This window comes from Acinetobacter sp. AS167 (assembly GCF_037152175.1).
In the GTDB taxonomy this organism is placed as follows: Bacteria; Pseudomonadota; Gammaproteobacteria; order Pseudomonadales; family Moraxellaceae; genus Acinetobacter.
The window spans coordinates 573972-592380 of the sequence record NZ_JBBCMP010000002.1; the positions used below are offsets into that span (position 1 = coordinate 573972).

The window sequence follows — 18409 nt, forward strand, 5'->3', positions numbered from 1 at the left end:
ATGCAGCTGCTGGATCGAAATATAGAGAGAGGGGAAATGCCTGCACGCTTAAAACAGGCATTTCAACTGAAACAGCAACTGGCAAAACAAAACGTTTTTTTTGCGCCAATCCGCCATCATAGCCCCGCTTGTGCATACGCGCTCAAGCAATATATCGATGAACTTAAGCCCACACACATTTTAATCGAAGCACCAACAAGTTTTGAATTCTTAATTGAAAGCTTACAGAACCAAGCCACTCAGCCTCCTGTGGCAATATTTGCACAAGCGCAACGTTCTTCAAATAAAACCTCCCCCCAAAAAGGCGCTGCAAATAGAAATGGTGCTGACGAAGCACATGAAAGTAATGCAGAAGTTCAACCAGAAATCTTTTCTGCCTACTTCCCTTTTTGTGAATACTCCCCTGAATGGGTCGCTATCCAACAGGCAAAACACATTCAAGCAGACGTTAAATTTATTGACTTGGATTGGGCAAAACAAAGTGCCTTAAAAACGCAACAGTCTGATTTGGACTGGCAACAAAAAAGTCTGCTGTCTGAACGTTATTTTGCACATAGCCAATATATCCAAAAACTTGCTGAAACGATGCATTGCCGAAATCATGATGAACTTTGGGATCATTTATTCGAGCTGCAAAATGTTGAACAACTGCAACATGCTCAAACATTTTTTGATGATGTTTTTGCTTGGTGTTCATTAGCACGTTTGGATTATGAGCGTGAGGTACTTTTGCAAGATGCTTCATTACATCGTGAAGATGTGATGTGGAATTGCATCCAAGATAGTATTGATCCCAAGCATAAAATTTTGGTGATCACGGGTGGCTTTCATAGTCTTGCCTTAATTGAAAATCTAGTAGCCCCACAGCAAGCAGAACGTTTTATTGTCCAAGATCAAAAGCAAAACTGGCAAGAGCAAGCTTGGCTGATTCGCTATAGTTTCGATCGTTTAGATGCTTTAAATGGCTATGCTTCAGGTATGCCCTCACCTGCATATTATCAACAACATTGGCAAAATTTAAAATCTGCAAACAATCCAACAGTTGAACAGACACAACTGCAATTTTTTCAATATTTAAATAAGTTGTGCCATTTTTTAAACCAAGAAAATGCACTGGATGTAACGCCTTATATCGCACTAAAAAATACCGCTGAACTTGCTTGGCAATTGGCTTGCCTTCGTGGACATCATCAACCAAGCCGTTATGATTTACTCGATGCTTTGCAATCAGCACTCATCAAAGGGGAAATGGATGATGGACAACAGCATTTATTTACCCTAATTTTTCAGTTTTTAAGTGGACAACAACTTGGTAAGGTTGCTCAAAATCAGCACAGTCCTGCATTATTACAAAATACCTATCAACAGATTAAAGCCTATCGTTTTAATTTAAATGACACCATTATACGCAATCGAAAACTCGATATTTATCGAAAACCTTTACATCAGAACATTAGCCAATATTTGCATTTACTGGAATTTGTAGGCTGTAATTTTGCCCAACGTATTTCAGGTCCAGATTTTGTACAGGGTGCCAGTCTGGATTTGTTGTTTGAGGAATGGCGCTATGCATGGACACCAAGTGTTGAAGCACGTTTGATTGAACTGGCAGAAATGGGCAACCAACTCGAACAAATTGCACTGCTTAAAATTATTCAACTACAGCAAGGAAATGAAGCAAAAGGTGTCGGGCAATCTGCCTTTGAAACTGCCAAATTGCTAGCTTTGGCGTGCCGCTTAGGATTAAAGCAACATTTAGAATTGCTCAGTCAACAACTCGATACTTTTTTAGAAAGCGATCAAAACCTTGCATCGGTGATTGGTGCAGCACAGCAATTGTATTATTTATGGCATGGTCACAAACTGTTAAATTTACCCGAAAAAATCGTGATACAAAGTTTAAGTTTTGCCGTCTATCAGGCCTGTTTTTTACTTGATCAAATTTACGATACCCATGAAGAAAAAATTGAACAAAATCTTAGCAACTTAAAAACCTTGCATGAACTGATTTTAAATATCAAGCAACGGAATTCTTCACTACAACATGCAGTCGTGAATGCACAAGCTGTGGATTTACTGGAACTGATGTATAGCCAAATTGATCTGGCAAAAATTGATGAATTTCATCTTAGCTCACTCAAAGGCGCGCTAAATACTTTGCAATTTTTAGATCATCAAATTGAGCAAAATCAACTTCAACAACAATTACAACTGGCTTTTGCAGTGGGAAGCGATCCTGAAAACGCTGTGCAATACCTACATGGCATGTTTTTTATTGCGCCTGAAATCTTTGTGCAATCCAATGTTGCAATTGATGCACTTCACCAATTGGTCAGTCATTGGACGGAAGACACCTTTATTCGGATTTTACCTGATTTACGCTATATCTTTAGTCAGCTCACCCCAAAGCAAAGCACCAAAGTATCTAAAATTATCGCTAAAACCACAGGACTAGGAGAGAATGTCATTCTCGATCAAGTGCTTAGTCATATTGGGGAACAGGATGTATTCCAGGGCATACAACTTAACCAACTACTGCACAAAATATTTGAATATGATCACTTAGATCGCTGGGCAATCAATCGCTCTAATCAAGAACAACAGCTTGAACAGCAATCAGAACAACAAGGAGTGAATAAATGAGTCAATTACCTCCTGAACCAAATCTTGATGAAAACTCCGATCCCCCTGCTTCTCTTGATGCCATGGATCAAGCACGCCGTTGGCGCTTGATGCTCGGTCGATATGCCGACCAGAATTTATCAACAGCGGCATTGTCAGGCGATCAACTTAAACTTGAACACAATCTCGATTATCTCTACCAAAATGAATATAAGCGTCGGGGCATCCAACAAGGGAAAAACCGCCATGGCGGTTTAGAAGCCTCTCAACTTAACGCGATTAACTGGCTCAACCAAAGTCGAAAACTGTTCCCAAAATCGACCTTTGAACGTATGCAAAAACAAGCCATAGAACGTTATGAGTTAACTGAATTATTTAAAAACCCAGAGCATGTAAGACAACTTGAACCCAACCCTGCGGTTGCCAAAGCTTTGCTGAGTATGCGCGGTCGTTTAAGTAATGAAATGAAAGATGCGATTCGAGAATTAATTCAAAAAGTCGTGGAAGAACTCTTACAAAAAATCCGCACACAATTTTTAAAAGCGTTACAAGGTCGCCGTAATCGTTTTAAGCGTTCACATCTTAAACAGGCACAAAACTTTGATTGGAAACGGACCATTCAAGCCAATCTCAAAAATTATCAGCCTGATTTACAAAAACTGATTATCCAAACCCCTTATTTTAATGCCCGTGTACAGAAGCATTTGCCATGGGAAATTGTACTGTGTGTCGACCAAAGTGGCTCGATGATGGATTCGATCATGTATGCAGCAGTATGTGCCAGTATTTTGGCAGCTCTGCCTGCGGTCAATATTAGTCTAGTCCTATTTGACACTCAAATTGTTGATTTAAGCCATTTGGCACATGACCCAGTTGAAGTCTTACTGACCATTCAACTCGGTGGCGGAACCAACATTGGTCAAGCTTTGCAATACTGTCAAAAAAAGATTAAACAACCCAATCGCAGTATTTTAGTCTTGATCAGTGACTTTGAAGAAGGTGCATCCGTTCAACAAATGCTCAACACCACCAGTCAACTCAACCAACAAGGCTGCAAACTACTTGGGCTTGCTGCGCTGGATCAAGCAGCCAATCCTGTTTATGACATCAATATGGCACAAAAACTCCAAGAACGCGGTATGCAAATCGCTGCAATGACCCCCGAACATTTGGCGACATGGTTTGCAGAGGTGATGCAATGAGTTGGCATATTTATACTCAATACGATGAAGACAGCCTAACCATGCACAGCAATGCTGGTCTTCTACGTCGTGCCCGTAAAGCCTTAGATGCTGTTGAACTACTGCAACAAGAGCACGATCAACTGGTATTTAAAGTCGAAGAATGTGAAGTTAAACTGCCCTTTGAAGGCATCACCAAAGCATTGTGTAGTTGTTCAGCACAAGGTTGTTGTAAACACATTCTCAGCAGTATTTTATGGGTTCAGGAACATGAAACACTCCTGACGACCGCAAATACCCCAAGTGAAAATAGACCTAACAATAATCGAGAAGATACAGTACTGCTCGCTCAACAGGAAGCATCTCAACATACTGAGACATCTAAACAAGCTACAACATCGGCCCTTGAAACTGTTTTAGAATTTGATCTAAGTAAAATCCAAAAACAAGCAGGCAAAGCCAATATTCGTTTGGCCTATGAATTTGTACAAAATTGGTTGCTTCAATCTGAACATTGTCAAATTGGTATTCAAGAATATAAAATCATTTTTCAAACCGATTTAAGTCCCAATCCAGTTGTTCTCTACCCCGCAACAGGGTTTGAAGGCATGTTGTCAGAAATCGCAGACAAACAAAAAGTTGCTGGGCATTTGGCATGTATTGCTTATTTATTTCTCAAAAATGTCCCTGAAAAATGGCAATGGTCAATTGATATAACAGCGCAACAACACCATCCTACACAGCAACTTTCACCTGATGATCGGGTATTGATCCAAGAACTTAAAATCATTTGTCAAAACTTTATTCAGCAAGGTTTGTCACATTTGGCCAAAGAAATGGTCATGTCACTGCATATTTTAAATATGCAAGCACGCGCACAAAACTTACCACGTTTAGGGAGCTTATTGCGTGCTTTACATGGTTCAATGAAGCAGTTTTTAGAAGCAGATATACAGGTTGATGAGCAACAGATTTTTAATCAATTGGCACATTTGTATGCCTATTTGGCTGCACTGTCAGAAATCGAGCATTTAAATCCAGATGTTCAAGCCGAAGCATTGCGACAACTTCGAGGTGCTGTACAACGTGACTATCAACAAGAAAGCATAGCGCATCTGATCCCTCTTGGTTGTGAATGGTGGAATACAGAGAGTGGTGCACATGGTCTAACAGTATGCTTCTGGGATGTAAAAGAGCAACAACTCAAAGAAGTGACTCAGGCACGTGCCAATCATTTAGATCGCACCTTTGATATGCACAGTGCAGCCAATACTGGGATCTGGGGGAGTTCTCTCAGCTTTTTACTGCAACATCAACTTGAATTAACCCATGCAAAATCCAGTTCAGAGACACAACTTAGTGCCAGCACAGATACTCGTTTTTTACCAAAAGGCATGTTGAATGCACTTAGCCAATCCGATTTAGAACAAATGAATATTGGCATTTCAACATGGCAATCTTTACAGCAAATGCTTCTTCCGCATTCAAGCCTAGACCAGCTTAAATCACGTTATGTACTGCTTCGCCATAAAAGTATCACAGCACCTGAACTCAACGAGCTAGAGCAATATTTTGAATACCGTATCACTGACGATGAAAATAGAGCACTCAAACTGGTCATTCCGATAGAACCTGAATACCGTGCACGAATTAAACATCTCACCCAACTGATTCATAATGAAAAAATTATCGCAACGTTGGTACGTATCGAAACAACACAGCAACAAATTCAATTCATTCCATGTAGTGTATTTTTAACAACGCCAAAAGGTTTAAAAATATTCAGTCTGGATTATGACCATCCTGTACAGAAGAAAAGTAGCTTGGTTGAGCTGATTACGGGTCGTATTGAAAAACTGCTCGAACAAAAAAAGCAGTGGAAACAGCAGCAACATTTATCTGTATTAGACCTTTTGATCTTGGAGTCACAAGCCTTGTTTGAATTCTATGCGAATACAGGTCGTTCAAAATTGGATACGGATGATTTGGTTAAACTAGATGATTTTGCTGAAAAGTTTGCAGATTTGGGTTTAAGCTTTATTCAAAACTCACTCAAATCAGATTCCACCCAGCACAGTTTAGCCAGTCAGCTTTTAAAATGGCGACATGTTTTATTACAACTACAACGCCTAAATCATAGAATCGCTTTAGAGGGACAAGTTACGTCGTGATAAATTAAGCTTGCTATTTAAATTGATGATATTTTTCTATAATTTTAGTGAACTACCAAGCACAGTATTAAAGCCTAAAGTATTAGCGCCTATAGAAAAGCAACAGCGATTTGCTCAAAAGGAATACAGATGTTAAATAAACTTTTTTCAAAAATTGAGTCGATGTTTTTAAAGCCTGAGGATAAGGCGGTTAAAGCACAACAAGCAAACTCAACCAATGATCATGACCATATTCAAAAATATAATGAAGATCTAAAAAATAAAGTTGAAAAGCTCTACCATATTTTCCAGCCTTTGGCCGTCATTGAAGAGCAACTTGATCAAAATGTGGTTTTGTTTATTTTGGATGGAGAAAATCCGGAAATATTACTTAAATTACAGCAATACCCTAATGAAAAAGCACTACTTTTACTGGGAAAGCCGGGTACCTATAGCTGGTACTGGCCTCAAAACAATCAATCACTGGATAAAAAAGAAAATAAGCTTGCTGAAACAGCACTAAAACTACGCCGTCGTTATTATGGTGAGATCTTTGAAGAATTAGAGTTTGAACAAATCATTCGTTTTGCCAAAGTGCTTGAAGCTGCAACACAACAGAAAAATTTTACCAATATTTATGAAAAAGTACCCACTTGGTTTATTTATCTCACAGTAGACACATTTATTACCGCTTTTGATAGCCAGCATTTTAGCGAAGCAGATCCGAATAAATTGTTAAAGCAAAATTGGACCCAACAAAAACTATTTGATTTACTTGAAAGTGATCAACAGGGTTTAGGCGATGAACTGCTACCTTATCTATTTGAACGCCAAAATATCGACAGTTATCATTCTAGTAAATTAGATAAAATATTATTACTCAAGGACACCCAAGATTTCATTTCAGCCCGATTAGATCAACTCAGAAAACTTATTCCAACACTGAGTATCATTGGACAAGAAAACTTTTTAGACTATATCGCCAAACAAACAATATTGATCAAACAAATCCCTGACTTGATTGTAAAACTTTCTGTAGGGAAATCTAAAACTATTCGTACTAAAGCCACCAGTCTATTGACGAATTTAAATCCAAAAGATAGCCAAAAATATTTAAATCAAAATCTATTGGAAGGTTCAAGTCAGGAACGAGGTTTCTCTGCAGATCTATTGGCACGTTTAGGTGCTGACAATCTGACTGTACTAGAACAAGCATTTGAACTGGAAAAACAAAAATCTGTACAACAAATCTTACAAATGGCGATTCAACGCTTAAGATCTGTTGATACTGCGCAATTACAACAAGATTTTGAAGCACCAATCTTTCAACCGTTTGTTGAACAAAAAATTCCAGCAAGTTTTACCGAGGTTATTTTAGAAAATTATCAAGAAATTTTGGCAAAAGCTGAACAGAATGCTGCCGATGAAATTGAAGAGAATAAAACAGCAAGTTATAAAAGAACTTGGGCTCAAGATCATTTAAAGCAACTTAAAAAAATCAATCATCAAACTTTAACGTCGATTGTTGACCAACTGAACGGTGATGCATCTTTTAAAAATGTACACCAAGTTGAAAATATTATTACCCATAAAAATAAATATAAAAAATATCCTGAATTTTCCATTAATCATGCCATGAGAATCATTGCGATACGCAATCGGAATTGGATCTATTGGCCTAATTTATTTGAAATGCTTAAACCTGAAGAATATGCCAATTATGAACTTCGCCATATCGTTCAGGCCTTGAATGCGGCAAAATTTAATAATCCAAAACGTCGAGTTGCTCAAGGGATTCTAGCGGGATCATCCTATTATCAAAGTTTACAAGATCATATTTATGAGAAAGATAAAATTTGGCCATTTTTTGCGGAAAATCAAGAGTATTTAACTGAAGCATTGGGACTTTCTCCATCTTTAGAACAAAATGAATACCAAAGCTTTAATCCATCAGATGCCATCTTTGTACTTAAATGCTTCCCATCCTTGCCAGTACAGTTTATTCCGCGTTTACTCGAATTTGCATTGGGTGAAAATAAGCGTTTGCGTTATGAAGCGCAAGAAACCTTACAACATCTTCCTGACATTCATCAACGTGCCATAGAAGCCTTAGAGTCAGGTAAACAAGACATTCGAATCACCGCAATTGAATGGTTGGCACGTCTACAAAATCAGGATGCAGTAAAACCTCTGAATGCTTTACTTAAAAAAGAGAAAAAAGAAATTGTTCGAGCTGCACTTTTAACTGCATTGGAAAAGCTTGGGCAAGATATTAATGCTTATCTCAAACCAGAAGTGCTGTTGAAAGAAGCAGAAGACGGTTTGAAAGGCAAACTTTCAAGCAGTTTTACATGGTTTGATTTTGAAACATTGCCAAAAGTGAAATGGCAGAATGGCAAAGAGGTTGACCCTAGAATTGTCAAATGGTGGGTGATATTGGCTGAAAAATTGAAAGAGCCTAGAGCCAATGCCCTATTGCAACGCTATAGTGGCTTACTCGATCAAAAAGATCAGGTACAACTTGCCAATCATTTATTACACAGTTTTATTCATCAAGATACCTTACAAACACCATTGGATGAAGCAACACAATATGCAACCACAGAAGCACCTGGCCGTCTGAGTTCTTATCGTGATTCATACAAACGTTATGGTGAAAAATATCCTGAACATTATGCCAAATACGGCACCATCACCTTAGAAGAAGTGATTGAAGAGATTAAACGCGAACGTTTAGGACTTTATCTGGGTTCCGCGATCAAAAGTAAAGGTATGCTTTCACTGACGGCCAATGCGCAAGGAAGTTTCGCAGTAAAACAATTGCAGAACTATATGAAGCAACACTACCCTCGTCGCTCACAAATTGAAGCCATGATTAGTGCATTATCGATCAGTAATGATCCATTAATCATCCAACTGTTGCTTTCACTTTCACGTCGTTACCGTACCGCTTCGGTGCAAACACTTGCAAACACATTGGTTGCTGAAATTGCTGAACGTAATCAATGGACAAGTGAAGAGTTGGCCGATCGCACTATTCCAACAGCAGGTTTAGATGAAAATGGAGTGTTACAGCTACAATATGGTTCACGTAACTTTAGTGCAATTGTTGATGATAAAGATAAATTCATTCTTAAAAATGAAGAAGGTAAAGAAGTTAAAGCGCTACCTGCTGCCCGCCAAAATGATGATGAAAGCCTGATCAAAGAAGCCAAAGCACTGTTTAGTACCAGTAAAAAAGAGTTTAAACAAGTCGTTGATATGCAAACAGGTCGTTTGTACGAGGCAATGTGTAGCGAACGTCAGTGGAATGTTGCTGAGTGGCAAGAATATATCTTTGCCCACCCAATCATGAGACGCTTAATCCAAAAACTGATTTGGCTTGAGATCAAAACCAATGGTGAAAAAATCAGTTTTAGACCAAGTGATGATGGTGCATTACTGAATTTAGACGATGATGAAATCGAGCTTTGCACAGACAGTAAAATTCAAATTTCTCATGCGGTTTTGGTCGGTGAAAAGGAAGCGAAAGATTGGATTGCACATTTTAAAGACTATAAAGTCAAATTCTTATTTGAACAGATGACCCATCACCTGCCAAAGCTTGAAGATGATAATGTCACTGAAATCAAGGATCATAACGGCTGGCTTACAGACACATTTACCCTACGTGGTGTTGTAACCAAATTAGGCTATCAACGTGCCAGCATTGAAGATGGTGGCTCATTTGACCGCTATACCAAACCTTATAAACAGTTGGGTATAGATGTAGAAATTACATTTAGTGGAAGTTATGTACCAGAGGAAAATATTCCAGCTGTACTTTATGAACTCACCTTTAGCAAAAAAGCCAGTCGATCTTGGAATAACAATGAACTTCCACTTAAACAGATCCCACCAATTTTATTGGCTGAGAGCTATGCAGACTATTTAAAAGTTGCTGCATCGACATCAGGTTTTGATCCAGAGTGGGAAAAGAAAACGCCTTGGTAATTCATAAAGACTAAGAATTTTTGTTTAGACTTGCTACAGGGGATGTCAGCTGTATTGCAACCGATATGATGACTGTTGATAGTCATCATATCGGTTATATGGGTAATTCGATTCAGCATGTAAATACAGACATCGTTCTACAATAGGCAATAAAACACCATGCTCATTCCAGTATTTAAAATTTATTTCAAAAATTACTGCTTCAAACCCTCTCTAATTAGTCCTGCTTATGGATGGTTTTGCCTAATTGATGTAAATATCCATCATGAATTCATATTATTATAAAAATAATAAATATATTTATTTTCAGCCACTTAATTAACTTTTGAGCATACAATATAAGGTTTTAAATGATGCACAAGAATCAATATCTTTCGCCATTGAACTAAAAAAGTAAACGCGTTTAAATGTAAACATTCATTCTGTATTCTAAAATAAAGGACTTTGCATGAACCGTCGTGTTGTCATCACTGGTATGGGTATTAACTCATGTATCGGTAATACATTGGAAGCTGTTAAGCACTCTTTGGAAAATGGTATTTCAGGGACACGTCATAATTCAACTTACGAAGAACTTAATTTTAAAAGTCATGTCAGTGCCGCAGCTGAACAAGATTTTGATGGTATTGACCGTAAACTTAAACGCTTCATGGGCGTATGTGCAATGTATGCCTACAATTCAGCACTTGCAGCTGTAGAACATGCTGGCCTAACACCAGAGCAACTGGGCGGTAATCCTCGTTACGGTATTGCAGGGGGTTCAGGTGGTAACTCAACTGCATCTGTTACAGAGATGGTTAAACTTTTAGAAGAAAAAGGTGCACGTAAAATTGGCCCGTTCTTCGTACCACGTAATATGTCTAACACCATTACTGCCAATGTCGGTGTTGCATTCAAATTACAAGGTGTTGCTCATTCAATCACCAGTGCTTGTGCAACTTCAGCTGATGCAATTGGTTATGCTTACAACCTGATTCAATTAGGTAAACAAGATTTAATGTTGGCGGGTGGCGGTGAAGAAGATCACTGGTCACAAAGCTTATTGTTTGATGCGATGGGCGCACTATGTTCTAAATATAATGATGCTCCAGAAACAGCGTCACGCCCATACTCAGCTGACCGTGACGGTTTTGTGATTGCGGGTGGTGGTGGTTTTGTTGTACTTGAATCACTTGAACATGCTCAAGCACGTGGTGCAAATATTCTTGCAGAAGTTGTTGCTTATGCTGCAAATTCGGATGGTGCGGATATGGTTGCACCATCAGGTGAAGGTGCTACCCGTTGTATTTTGATGGCTTTAGAAGAAGCAAAACAACATGGCGTGGATCAGATTGACTACGTAAATACCCATGGTACTTCAACACCTGCTGGTGACGTGACTGAACTTCTTGCGATGGGTCGTGCATTTGGTGAAGGTAATGTTCCACCATTAAGCTCAACCAAGTCTATGACAGGTCACAGTCTGGGGGCTGCTGGTGTTCAAGAAGCCATTTATTCTGTATTGATGATGCAAAATGACTTTATCGCGCCAAACATCAATGTCACAGAACTAGATGAAGGCACAAAAGGTTATGACATCGTACTTGAAAAACGTGATACAAAATTGAATACTGTGATGAGTAATAGTTTCGGTTTTGGCGGTGTCAATGCTTGTCTCATTTTTAAAAAATGGGAAGGCTAAACAAAGAATTGTTGATCATTCAAATTTATAATAAGTTTGGATGATCGGCATCTCCCACACTGCCCTTAAAAGGGTAAATTGATGGATGCTCCTTCAGAAGCTTTCCTTTGGGTAAAAGCTTTACATATCATTGCAGTCGTGTGTTGGTTTGCAGCACTGTTTTATCTCCCGCGTTTGTTTGTCTACCATGCCATGAGCGATGATAATCTAAGTCATCAGCGTTTCGAGATCATGGAGCGTAAATTATATCGGGGCATTATGTGGCCATCGATGATCGCAACTTTGATCACCGCACATTTTCTCGTAGACTGGGGCGATGCAACACGTCATTACCATGAAGCTTTATGGTTTTATCTAAAAGTCGGTTTAGTTGGTCTTTTGGTGATTTACCACTTTGTCTGCGGTTATTACCGTAAAAAACTGATTGGCAATGCACATTATAAATCGCATAAGTTTTGGCGATTTTTCAATGAGATGCCAACCCTGATTTTATTTGCAGTGGTGATTTTAGTGGTGGTTAAACCCACATTTTAAATTGTAGATAGAAACCTCCTAAATGGAGGTTTTTTATTGATTGTATGTAATTTACAGGCCCACCTAAATAATTTTTTAATAAATTCAGCAACATGAAATTATAAAAACTTAATCAACAATATCATTAAAAACACTTAATACATGCCTTTATAGAGGCTTCACTGTCACATCTTAGATACAAGGTTTAATTTCATTTGTGCTGGCAATGCCCCATTTTTCGTAGGGGACAGCAAACCTTGCGCATGCACGATTCAATAATGTAAAAAGTAGTTGTTATTACCTTAAACACTGCACAATCACTCTATTGCGCTCAACATCAGTCCATTAGATCTGTTCCGGAATAATCATTTGCTTGTGCAAACTCAATATATATAGGATTTCTTTCAATGGCTCTTAATTAGCCAATTTCTAATTTTTGCATTCATCGGTGTTGAATAATACTTTTCAATGGCCCAACTCAATACAAAAACAGCAATAAAATAAATTGGCAATAGCATTAATTTTTCAACAGCTAAGGTTTCTTGAGGAAAATAAAAAACTTTAAATAAACCCAAGATAATCAAATGAAATAAGTACATTTCATAACTACGTTGCCCAATCCACGCTACACCTTTTGACAATATAGAGCGAGATTCAGTGTGTGGGTTCTGAGCAAAACAGAAGATCAGCATTGCTGACAATATGGCAAAAATGCTGATTCCCCACGTACTAACCTCTTTGATTGGTGCATATAAATAAACAGCAGCTATCAACACGACAATGATTGGAACCACGATTTTGGAAACCTGAATTTTTTGTCCCATCCGCTGATTCATTAAAGCAGTTAAGCAACCAATCGCAATTCCGTCAAAACTTGAGAAGTAATGATAAAGATAAGCCCCGCTTTCCTCAGCAAAATGCAATGAACGGAAATAAGGTGCATAAATGATGATTGCCAATAAAAATATAATAAACCCTTTACCACGGCCTAATACAACACACAAAATTGGAAATGCTAAGTAGAAGACTTCCTCCACAGATAAAGACCATAGCACGCCTAGCGCATAATTCACCCAGCCATTTTCAATGATTAGGATATTCATCCAAAAGGTAAAAGCAGAAAATACAGTTAAGCCGTAAGAAACTTCAATACCGTTTGGCGCTTGATTGAGAAAGGGTTTTAACCCCATTGCACCCAGTACTGTGACCAGCACCACCAGTAGGACCAAACAAGGCATAATTCGGGCAATACGGCGAATATAGAAATCTTTGAGTTTAATCTGTGCAAGTGTCCCACTTCTTTGTAAAGTATGTTGAGTGATTAAAAAACCCGAAATCACAAAAAATAAAGTCACTCCATAATTACCATTGCGGGCAATTAAAGTACTTAAGCTTTCTCCAAAGATCTGTATACCTAGAAATGTGTCATGCAGTTTATAAGGAATATTAAAATGGTGGAGAAGGACCAATAAAATTGAAATTCCACGTAAGAGATCGATCTTGTTATTGCGCATATCTGCTATTGCTTATCATAAATGATGCTATTAAACGTGTTTTTTATTTTTATTTCAGTATGTTATTTTGAATAATTTGTTAAATTCTACATTTAATCTATGTAATCAATCACGGATAAAACCAAAAACTTGAGCATTTTATATTTAATCTAAGCGTTTAATTTTTAGAGTTAATTTATATCAAAATTTTTCATATCATAGTTATTCAGGAGATGATCTAACACCATCTCCTGATCAATTGAATATTCAACATTAAAGCTGTTGATTACGTTTTTTCATACGCGGTTTATACATCATTTGATAGGTCACCGCTAAAATAATCACCCACAACGGGCTGATGATTAAAGCTTTTAAAGTATCAGGCTCAAGACTTAAAATCACCAAAGTAAAGGCAAGGAAGATCAAAACAAGATAAGACATCCATACACCACCTGGCATTTTAAAGTTTGATTTCTCATGTAATTCTGGGCGTAATTTACGGTAGCGTATATAACACACCATAATAATACTCCAGATACTAATGAATAAAATCACACATAAAGAACTGGCTAAGGTAAATGCTTCGACGGTATTTGGAACAAAATATTGTAGTGCTGCACCTGCCATAATAAAGCCACAAGAGAACAACAAACCTTTTGCAGGAACGGCGCGTTTAGACAGCTCAGCCAACTTAGTCGGTGCTTGCCCTTCTTTAGCCAATCCAAACAACATACGACTGGTTGAAAATACACCACTGTTCATCGATGACATTACCGAGGATAAAACCACCAAGTTCATAATCACAGCTGCTGCACCAATACCAGCATGTAGGAACAATGTGACAAATGGGCTTTGATCCGCAGGAATTTCATTCCAAGGGGTTACCGACATCACGATAAAGAGTGCCAATACATAGAACAAAATAATACGGGTCGGAATCGCATTGACCGCTTTAGGTAAGTTCTTTTCAGGATCTTTGGTTTCTGCCGCCATAGTACCAATCAGCTCGACACCGACAAAAGCAAACAAGGCAATTTGGAAACCTGCTAAAAAGCCACTTGCGCCTTTCGGGAACATGCCACCATGCGACCAGACATTGCTAAAGCTTGCAACTGAACCTGTCGGTGCTTGGAAATGGCTCAACACCATATAGCCACCAATAAGAATCAATCCAACAATGGCTAAAATTTTGATCAAAGCAAACCAAAACTCAATTTCACCAAACAACTTTACTGTGAGGAGATTAATTCCCAATACCAAGAGTACGCATCCAGCACTAATTAAGGCTTGTCCCATGGGGGTAAAGGCGGTTCCGTCAGGAAGCCAAAAATTGAGATAATTAATAATTGCAGCTAAATCCGCAATACCCACTAAGATCCAACCGAGCCAGTATGACCAGCCAATATAATAGCCAGCACCCGGACCAATTAAGTCATGTGCCATATCAATAAAGGATTTGTAGTGCAGATTTGAAAGTAAAATTTCACCCAATGCGCGCATCAGGAAAAAGAACATTGCACCAATGATCATATAAATGATCAGAATTGAAGGGCCTGCAAGGGAAATGGTTTTCCCTGAACCCATAAATAAGCCAGTACCAATTGCACCACCAATCGCAATTAATTGTAGGTGACGATTGGATAATTTCCGTTGTAGCTCATTTGGCGACGATGGTACGTCATCTGAATGGCTTGAAGTTGTCATAAAAATATCCTTTTTGACAATTTTTTGGAGGTAAAACCCGCTTGTGGCATAAGAACATTCCCGTTCTATTGTTCTACCTAACGCGAACTGGGCCACATGGTTTACATGTGACCAGCTTTAATTCGGGGCAAATACTGCTTTAATTGTTGACAATAATCAATTCTACTTTATGACAAGCGGTTAATTTATGCCTGCGCCGCAATAACTGCGATCTCAATCAACCAATCTGGATTAACCAAATCAGCTTGAATTGTTGCGCGAGATGGAGCAACACAACCTTCTAACCAATCAATCCAAATGGTGTTAAAAGTTGCAAAATCATCTAAATTTTTGATGTAGACATGCGCAGACAATAAACGTGATTTATCGGTATTTGCCTCAAGCAATAATTGATCAATCGTTGCTAAGATTTCTTGAGTTTGACCAATAATATCCTGTTGGGTGTTTTTAGGAACTTGGCCTGACAAATAAACCACTTTATTGAAAATGGTGACTGCACTCATTACTTGATTGCTGTTGAGTTTTTGAATGTCTGGGTGTTGAACGTTGTTTGACATGTTGATGTCCTTATTTTGAAATTTTAAAATTTACCCGTGCAGTTACACCACACATGAGCTCATAACCTACGGTTCCAGAACTTGCTGCAACTTCATCAATCGGCAGTACAGTTCCATTTGAAGACTGTCCCCAAAGTACCACTTCGCTTCCAACTCGCGCATCTGGGATATGAGTTAAATCAACCGCCAACATATCCATACTGACACGACCAATAGTTTGTGTTCGTACAGAATTGACCAATACTGGTGCATCCATCGAAATACGTTGGTAACCATCTGCATAACCACATGCCACGATTCCGATTTTCATGGCTTGGGTTGCAGTAAATTTAGATCCATAACCCACTGTTTCACTCGGCTGTAAATCTTGAATTGCGATGATTTCACTGCGTAAACTCATGCTTGGTTTAAGATTCCAGTCTTGAATTGAGTGTGTTGGATAGTCAGGAGAACTGCCGTACAGCATAATCCCACTGCGAATATAATCTGAACGTAAATCTTGTGAATGTCGGAGAATGGCCGCACTATTTGAAACTGAACGCTCTCCGTCTAAATCTTGAATGGTTTGTTCAAAAATAGCCTGCTGGTAGGCAATCCCAGATTGCCCCAAACGCTCACCATCTGCATCTGAAAAATGCATCATATGCGTGATAGATTTCACCACCTCGAATTGCTTTAATCTTTGCCACATTGCGCGATACGCATCAGCTTTAAAACCAAGGCGATTCATTCCTGTATTCATTTTTAAAAATACATCGAATTGAGTCTGTGCTGGATTGTCTTTGAGAGATTGGCTTTGAAATTGTTCTAGCCAATTCACTTGTTCTTCATTATGTAGGCTAAAACTTAATTGATACTTTTCACAGTCCAATAAATCATCTGCTGAAAAAATACCTTCTAAGAGCAGAATTGGACCTGTCCATCCCGATGTTCTTAGGCGTTTTGCTTCATCGATATCTAACAAAGCAAAACCATCTGCGGATTTGAATGCATCATAGACACGCTCAATACCGTGTCCATAAGCATTGGCCTTGACCACGGTAAAAACTTTACTTTGTGGCATAAATTGACGGGCGACATTCAAGTTATGCAACAAAGCATCCTGATGAATGACAGCAGTAATTGGTCTAGGCATTTTATTCATCCCTGAATATGGATTGGCGTTGTAAATTATTTATCGCTAAACAATTTATTGATTACTGTTTTAACAATGTGGCTGACTTAAGCAGCGTGTGGATAACGCTGAATAGATAAGCCTTCGGTACTAATATCAGTTTGATGATTAAGTACTAGATCGCTGATTAATTTTCCTGAACCACATGCCATGGTCCAGCCTAAAGTGCCATGCCCTGTATTAAGGAATAAATTTTTAAAACGTGTTGCGCCAATAATTGGTGTGCTGTCTGGGGTCATTGGGCGAAGACCGGTCCAAAATGACGCTTGTGCCAAATCACCACCCGGGAATAAATCTTGGGTCACCATTTCCAACGTGCCACGACGATCAGCATTTAAACCATGATTAAAACCGCTTAATTCTGCCATTCCACCAACACGAATACGTTGATCAAAACGAGTAATCGCAATTTTATAGGTTTCATCCAAAACTGTAGATTGTGGTGCAAATGTTGGATCAACAATCGGGATCGTTAAAGAATAACCTTTCACTGGGTAAACTGGTAAATTCAATTCCAGCGGCTTTAAGAAATCACGTGAATAGCTACCAAAAGCCAATACATAGCGATCAGCAGTTAACACGTCACCATTAACCACTACACCTTTGATTTGATCACCTTCAACCACCAATCTTTCAACATTTTGGTTGAATTTAAACTCGACACCTAAACCTTTGGCTAAATTGGCTAAAGCATTGGTAAATAAATAGCAGTCGCCTGTTTCATCATTTGGAAGATGTAAACCACCGACCAATTTATCTTTGGCATGTTCTAGTGCTGGTTCTACTTTAGCAAGATCATCTTTAAGCAATAACTCATGTGGAACACCACATTCTTTGAGTACAGCAATATCACGCTGAACCATTTCTAATTGAGCTTCATTACGGAAAACTTGCAACGTGCCTTTTGAACGGTTTTCGTATTCAATGCCAGTATCTTTACGCAGTTCTCTTAAACAGTCACGGCTATATTCTGCAACACGTGTCATACGTTCTTTGTTAATCGCATAACTTTCTGAGTTACAGTTTTTAAGCATTTGCGCCATCCACTGTAACTGCCACATACTGCCATCGATATTAATCGCAAGTGGTGCATGATGTTGAAACATCCACTTAACCGCTTTAAACGGAATACCGGGTGCAGCCCACGGTGTCGAATATCCTGGAGAAATTTGACCTGCATTACCAAAGCTGGTTTCTTCAGCTGGACCTGCTTGACGGTCTAAAACTGTAACTTGTGCTCCTTGCTGCGCGAGGTAATATGCACTTGCTACGCCAATCACACCACTACCTAATACTATTACACGCATTTCTTATCCTTTATGCATTTACTAGTTTATTTCA

At 38.6% G+C, this 18409-nt stretch carries 12 protein-coding genes; 7 read left to right on the forward strand and 5 right to left on the reverse strand.

The window, feature by feature from the left end; all coding sequences use genetic code 11:
• The 7 genes from WFN33_RS05925 (at window position 1) to hemJ (ending at window position 12161) form a co-directional block, all read left to right on the forward strand.
• A complete protein-coding gene (locus WFN33_RS05925) occupies window positions 1-2643 on the forward strand; it encodes a DUF5682 family protein (RefSeq protein WP_336952054.1) in 2643 nt (880 codons plus the stop codon).
• Window positions 2640-3824 (forward strand): VWA domain-containing protein, encoded by a 1185-nt coding sequence (locus tag WFN33_RS05930; RefSeq protein WP_336952055.1) that lies wholly within the window; start codon window positions 2640-2642, stop codon window positions 3822-3824. Before WFN33_RS05925 ends, WFN33_RS05930 begins: the two co-directional genes overlap by 4 nt.
• Entirely contained in the window at window positions 3821-5974 is a 2154-nt protein-coding gene (locus tag WFN33_RS05935) for a hypothetical protein (RefSeq protein WP_336952056.1), read from the forward strand. Before WFN33_RS05930 ends, WFN33_RS05935 begins: the two co-directional genes overlap by 4 nt.
• Window positions 5975-6103: 129 nt before the next feature.
• Window positions 6104-9946 (forward strand): DUF4132 domain-containing protein, encoded by a 3843-nt coding sequence (locus WFN33_RS05940; RefSeq protein WP_336952057.1) that lies wholly within the window; start codon window positions 6104-6106, stop codon window positions 9944-9946.
• A 20-nt stretch (window positions 9947-9966) separates the two neighbouring features.
• Window positions 9967-10092, forward strand: coding sequence for a hypothetical protein (locus WFN33_RS05945; protein ID WP_336952058.1), 126 nt, complete (start codon window positions 9967-9969; stop codon window positions 10090-10092).
• A gap of 302 nt (window positions 10093-10394) precedes the next feature.
• Window positions 10395-11627, forward strand: coding sequence for a beta-ketoacyl synthase N-terminal-like domain-containing protein (locus WFN33_RS05950; protein WP_336952059.1), 1233 nt, complete (start codon window positions 10395-10397; stop codon window positions 11625-11627).
• Window positions 11628-11708: 81 nt separating this feature from the next.
• On the forward strand, window positions 11709-12161 hold the full coding sequence (gene hemJ, locus WFN33_RS05955; RefSeq protein WP_004723664.1) for a protoporphyrinogen oxidase HemJ: 453 nt from the start codon (window positions 11709-11711) through the stop codon (window positions 12159-12161).
• 383 nt (window positions 12162-12544) lie between these two features.
• Here hemJ and WFN33_RS05960 read toward each other — a convergent pair whose 3' ends face one another.
• From WFN33_RS05960 to WFN33_RS05980, 5 genes are all read right to left on the reverse strand, one after another.
• Window positions 12545-13654 carry an acyltransferase family protein gene (locus WFN33_RS05960; RefSeq protein WP_336952060.1) on the reverse strand — a complete coding sequence of 370 codons (1110 nt, stop codon included), beginning with the start codon at window positions 13652-13654 and terminating at the stop codon, window positions 12545-12547.
• Window positions 13655-13906: 252 nt separating this feature from the next.
• The gene (locus WFN33_RS05965; protein ID WP_004723666.1) at window positions 13907-15337 is read right to left on the reverse strand and encodes an amino acid permease; all 1431 of its coding nucleotides are present in this window, start codon (window positions 15335-15337) and stop codon (window positions 13907-13909) included.
• Window positions 15338-15522: 185 nt separating this feature from the next.
• Window positions 15523-15894, reverse strand: a complete 372-nt coding sequence (locus WFN33_RS05970; RefSeq protein ID WP_336952061.1) for a RidA family protein — start codon at window positions 15892-15894, stop codon at window positions 15523-15525.
• A 10-nt stretch (window positions 15895-15904) separates the two neighbouring features.
• Window positions 15905-17029, reverse strand: a complete 1125-nt coding sequence (gene alr / locus WFN33_RS05975; protein WP_336952063.1) for an alanine racemase — start codon at window positions 17027-17029, stop codon at window positions 15905-15907.
• A gap of 86 nt (window positions 17030-17115) precedes the next feature.
• Window positions 17116-18375, reverse strand: coding sequence for a D-amino acid dehydrogenase (locus tag WFN33_RS05980; RefSeq protein WP_336952064.1), 1260 nt, complete (start codon window positions 18373-18375; stop codon window positions 17116-17118).
• Between the last annotated feature and the right edge of the window lie 34 nt (window positions 18376-18409).

Coding starts and splice junctions, on each gene's coding strand:
- WFN33_RS05935 (WP_336952056.1), top strand. CDS start 3,821: ATGAGTTGGCATATTTATACTCAATACGATGAAGACAGCCTAACCATG.
- alr (WP_336952063.1), bottom strand. CDS start 17,029: ATGCCTAGACCAATTACTGCTGTCATTCATCAGGATGCTTTGTTGCAT.
- WFN33_RS05965 (WP_004723666.1), bottom strand. CDS start 15,337: ATGACAACTTCAAGCCATTCAGATGACGTACCATCGTCGCCAAATGAG.
- WFN33_RS05930 (WP_336952055.1), top strand. CDS start 2,640: ATGAGTCAATTACCTCCTGAACCAAATCTTGATGAAAACTCCGATCCC.
- WFN33_RS05940 (WP_336952057.1), top strand. CDS start 6,104: ATGTTAAATAAACTTTTTTCAAAAATTGAGTCGATGTTTTTAAAGCCT.
- WFN33_RS05950 (WP_336952059.1), top strand. CDS start 10,395: ATGAACCGTCGTGTTGTCATCACTGGTATGGGTATTAACTCATGTATC.
- WFN33_RS05925 (WP_336952054.1), top strand. CDS start 1: ATGCAGCTGCTGGATCGAAATATAGAGAGAGGGGAAATGCCTGCACGC.
- WFN33_RS05980 (WP_336952064.1), bottom strand. CDS start 18,375: ATGCGTGTAATAGTATTAGGTAGTGGTGTGATTGGCGTAGCAAGTGCA.
- hemJ (WP_004723664.1), top strand. CDS start 11,709: ATGGATGCTCCTTCAGAAGCTTTCCTTTGGGTAAAAGCTTTACATATC.
- WFN33_RS05960 (WP_336952060.1), bottom strand. CDS start 13,654: ATGCGCAATAACAAGATCGATCTCTTACGTGGAATTTCAATTTTATTG.
- WFN33_RS05970 (WP_336952061.1), bottom strand. CDS start 15,894: ATGTCAAACAACGTTCAACACCCAGACATTCAAAAACTCAACAGCAAT.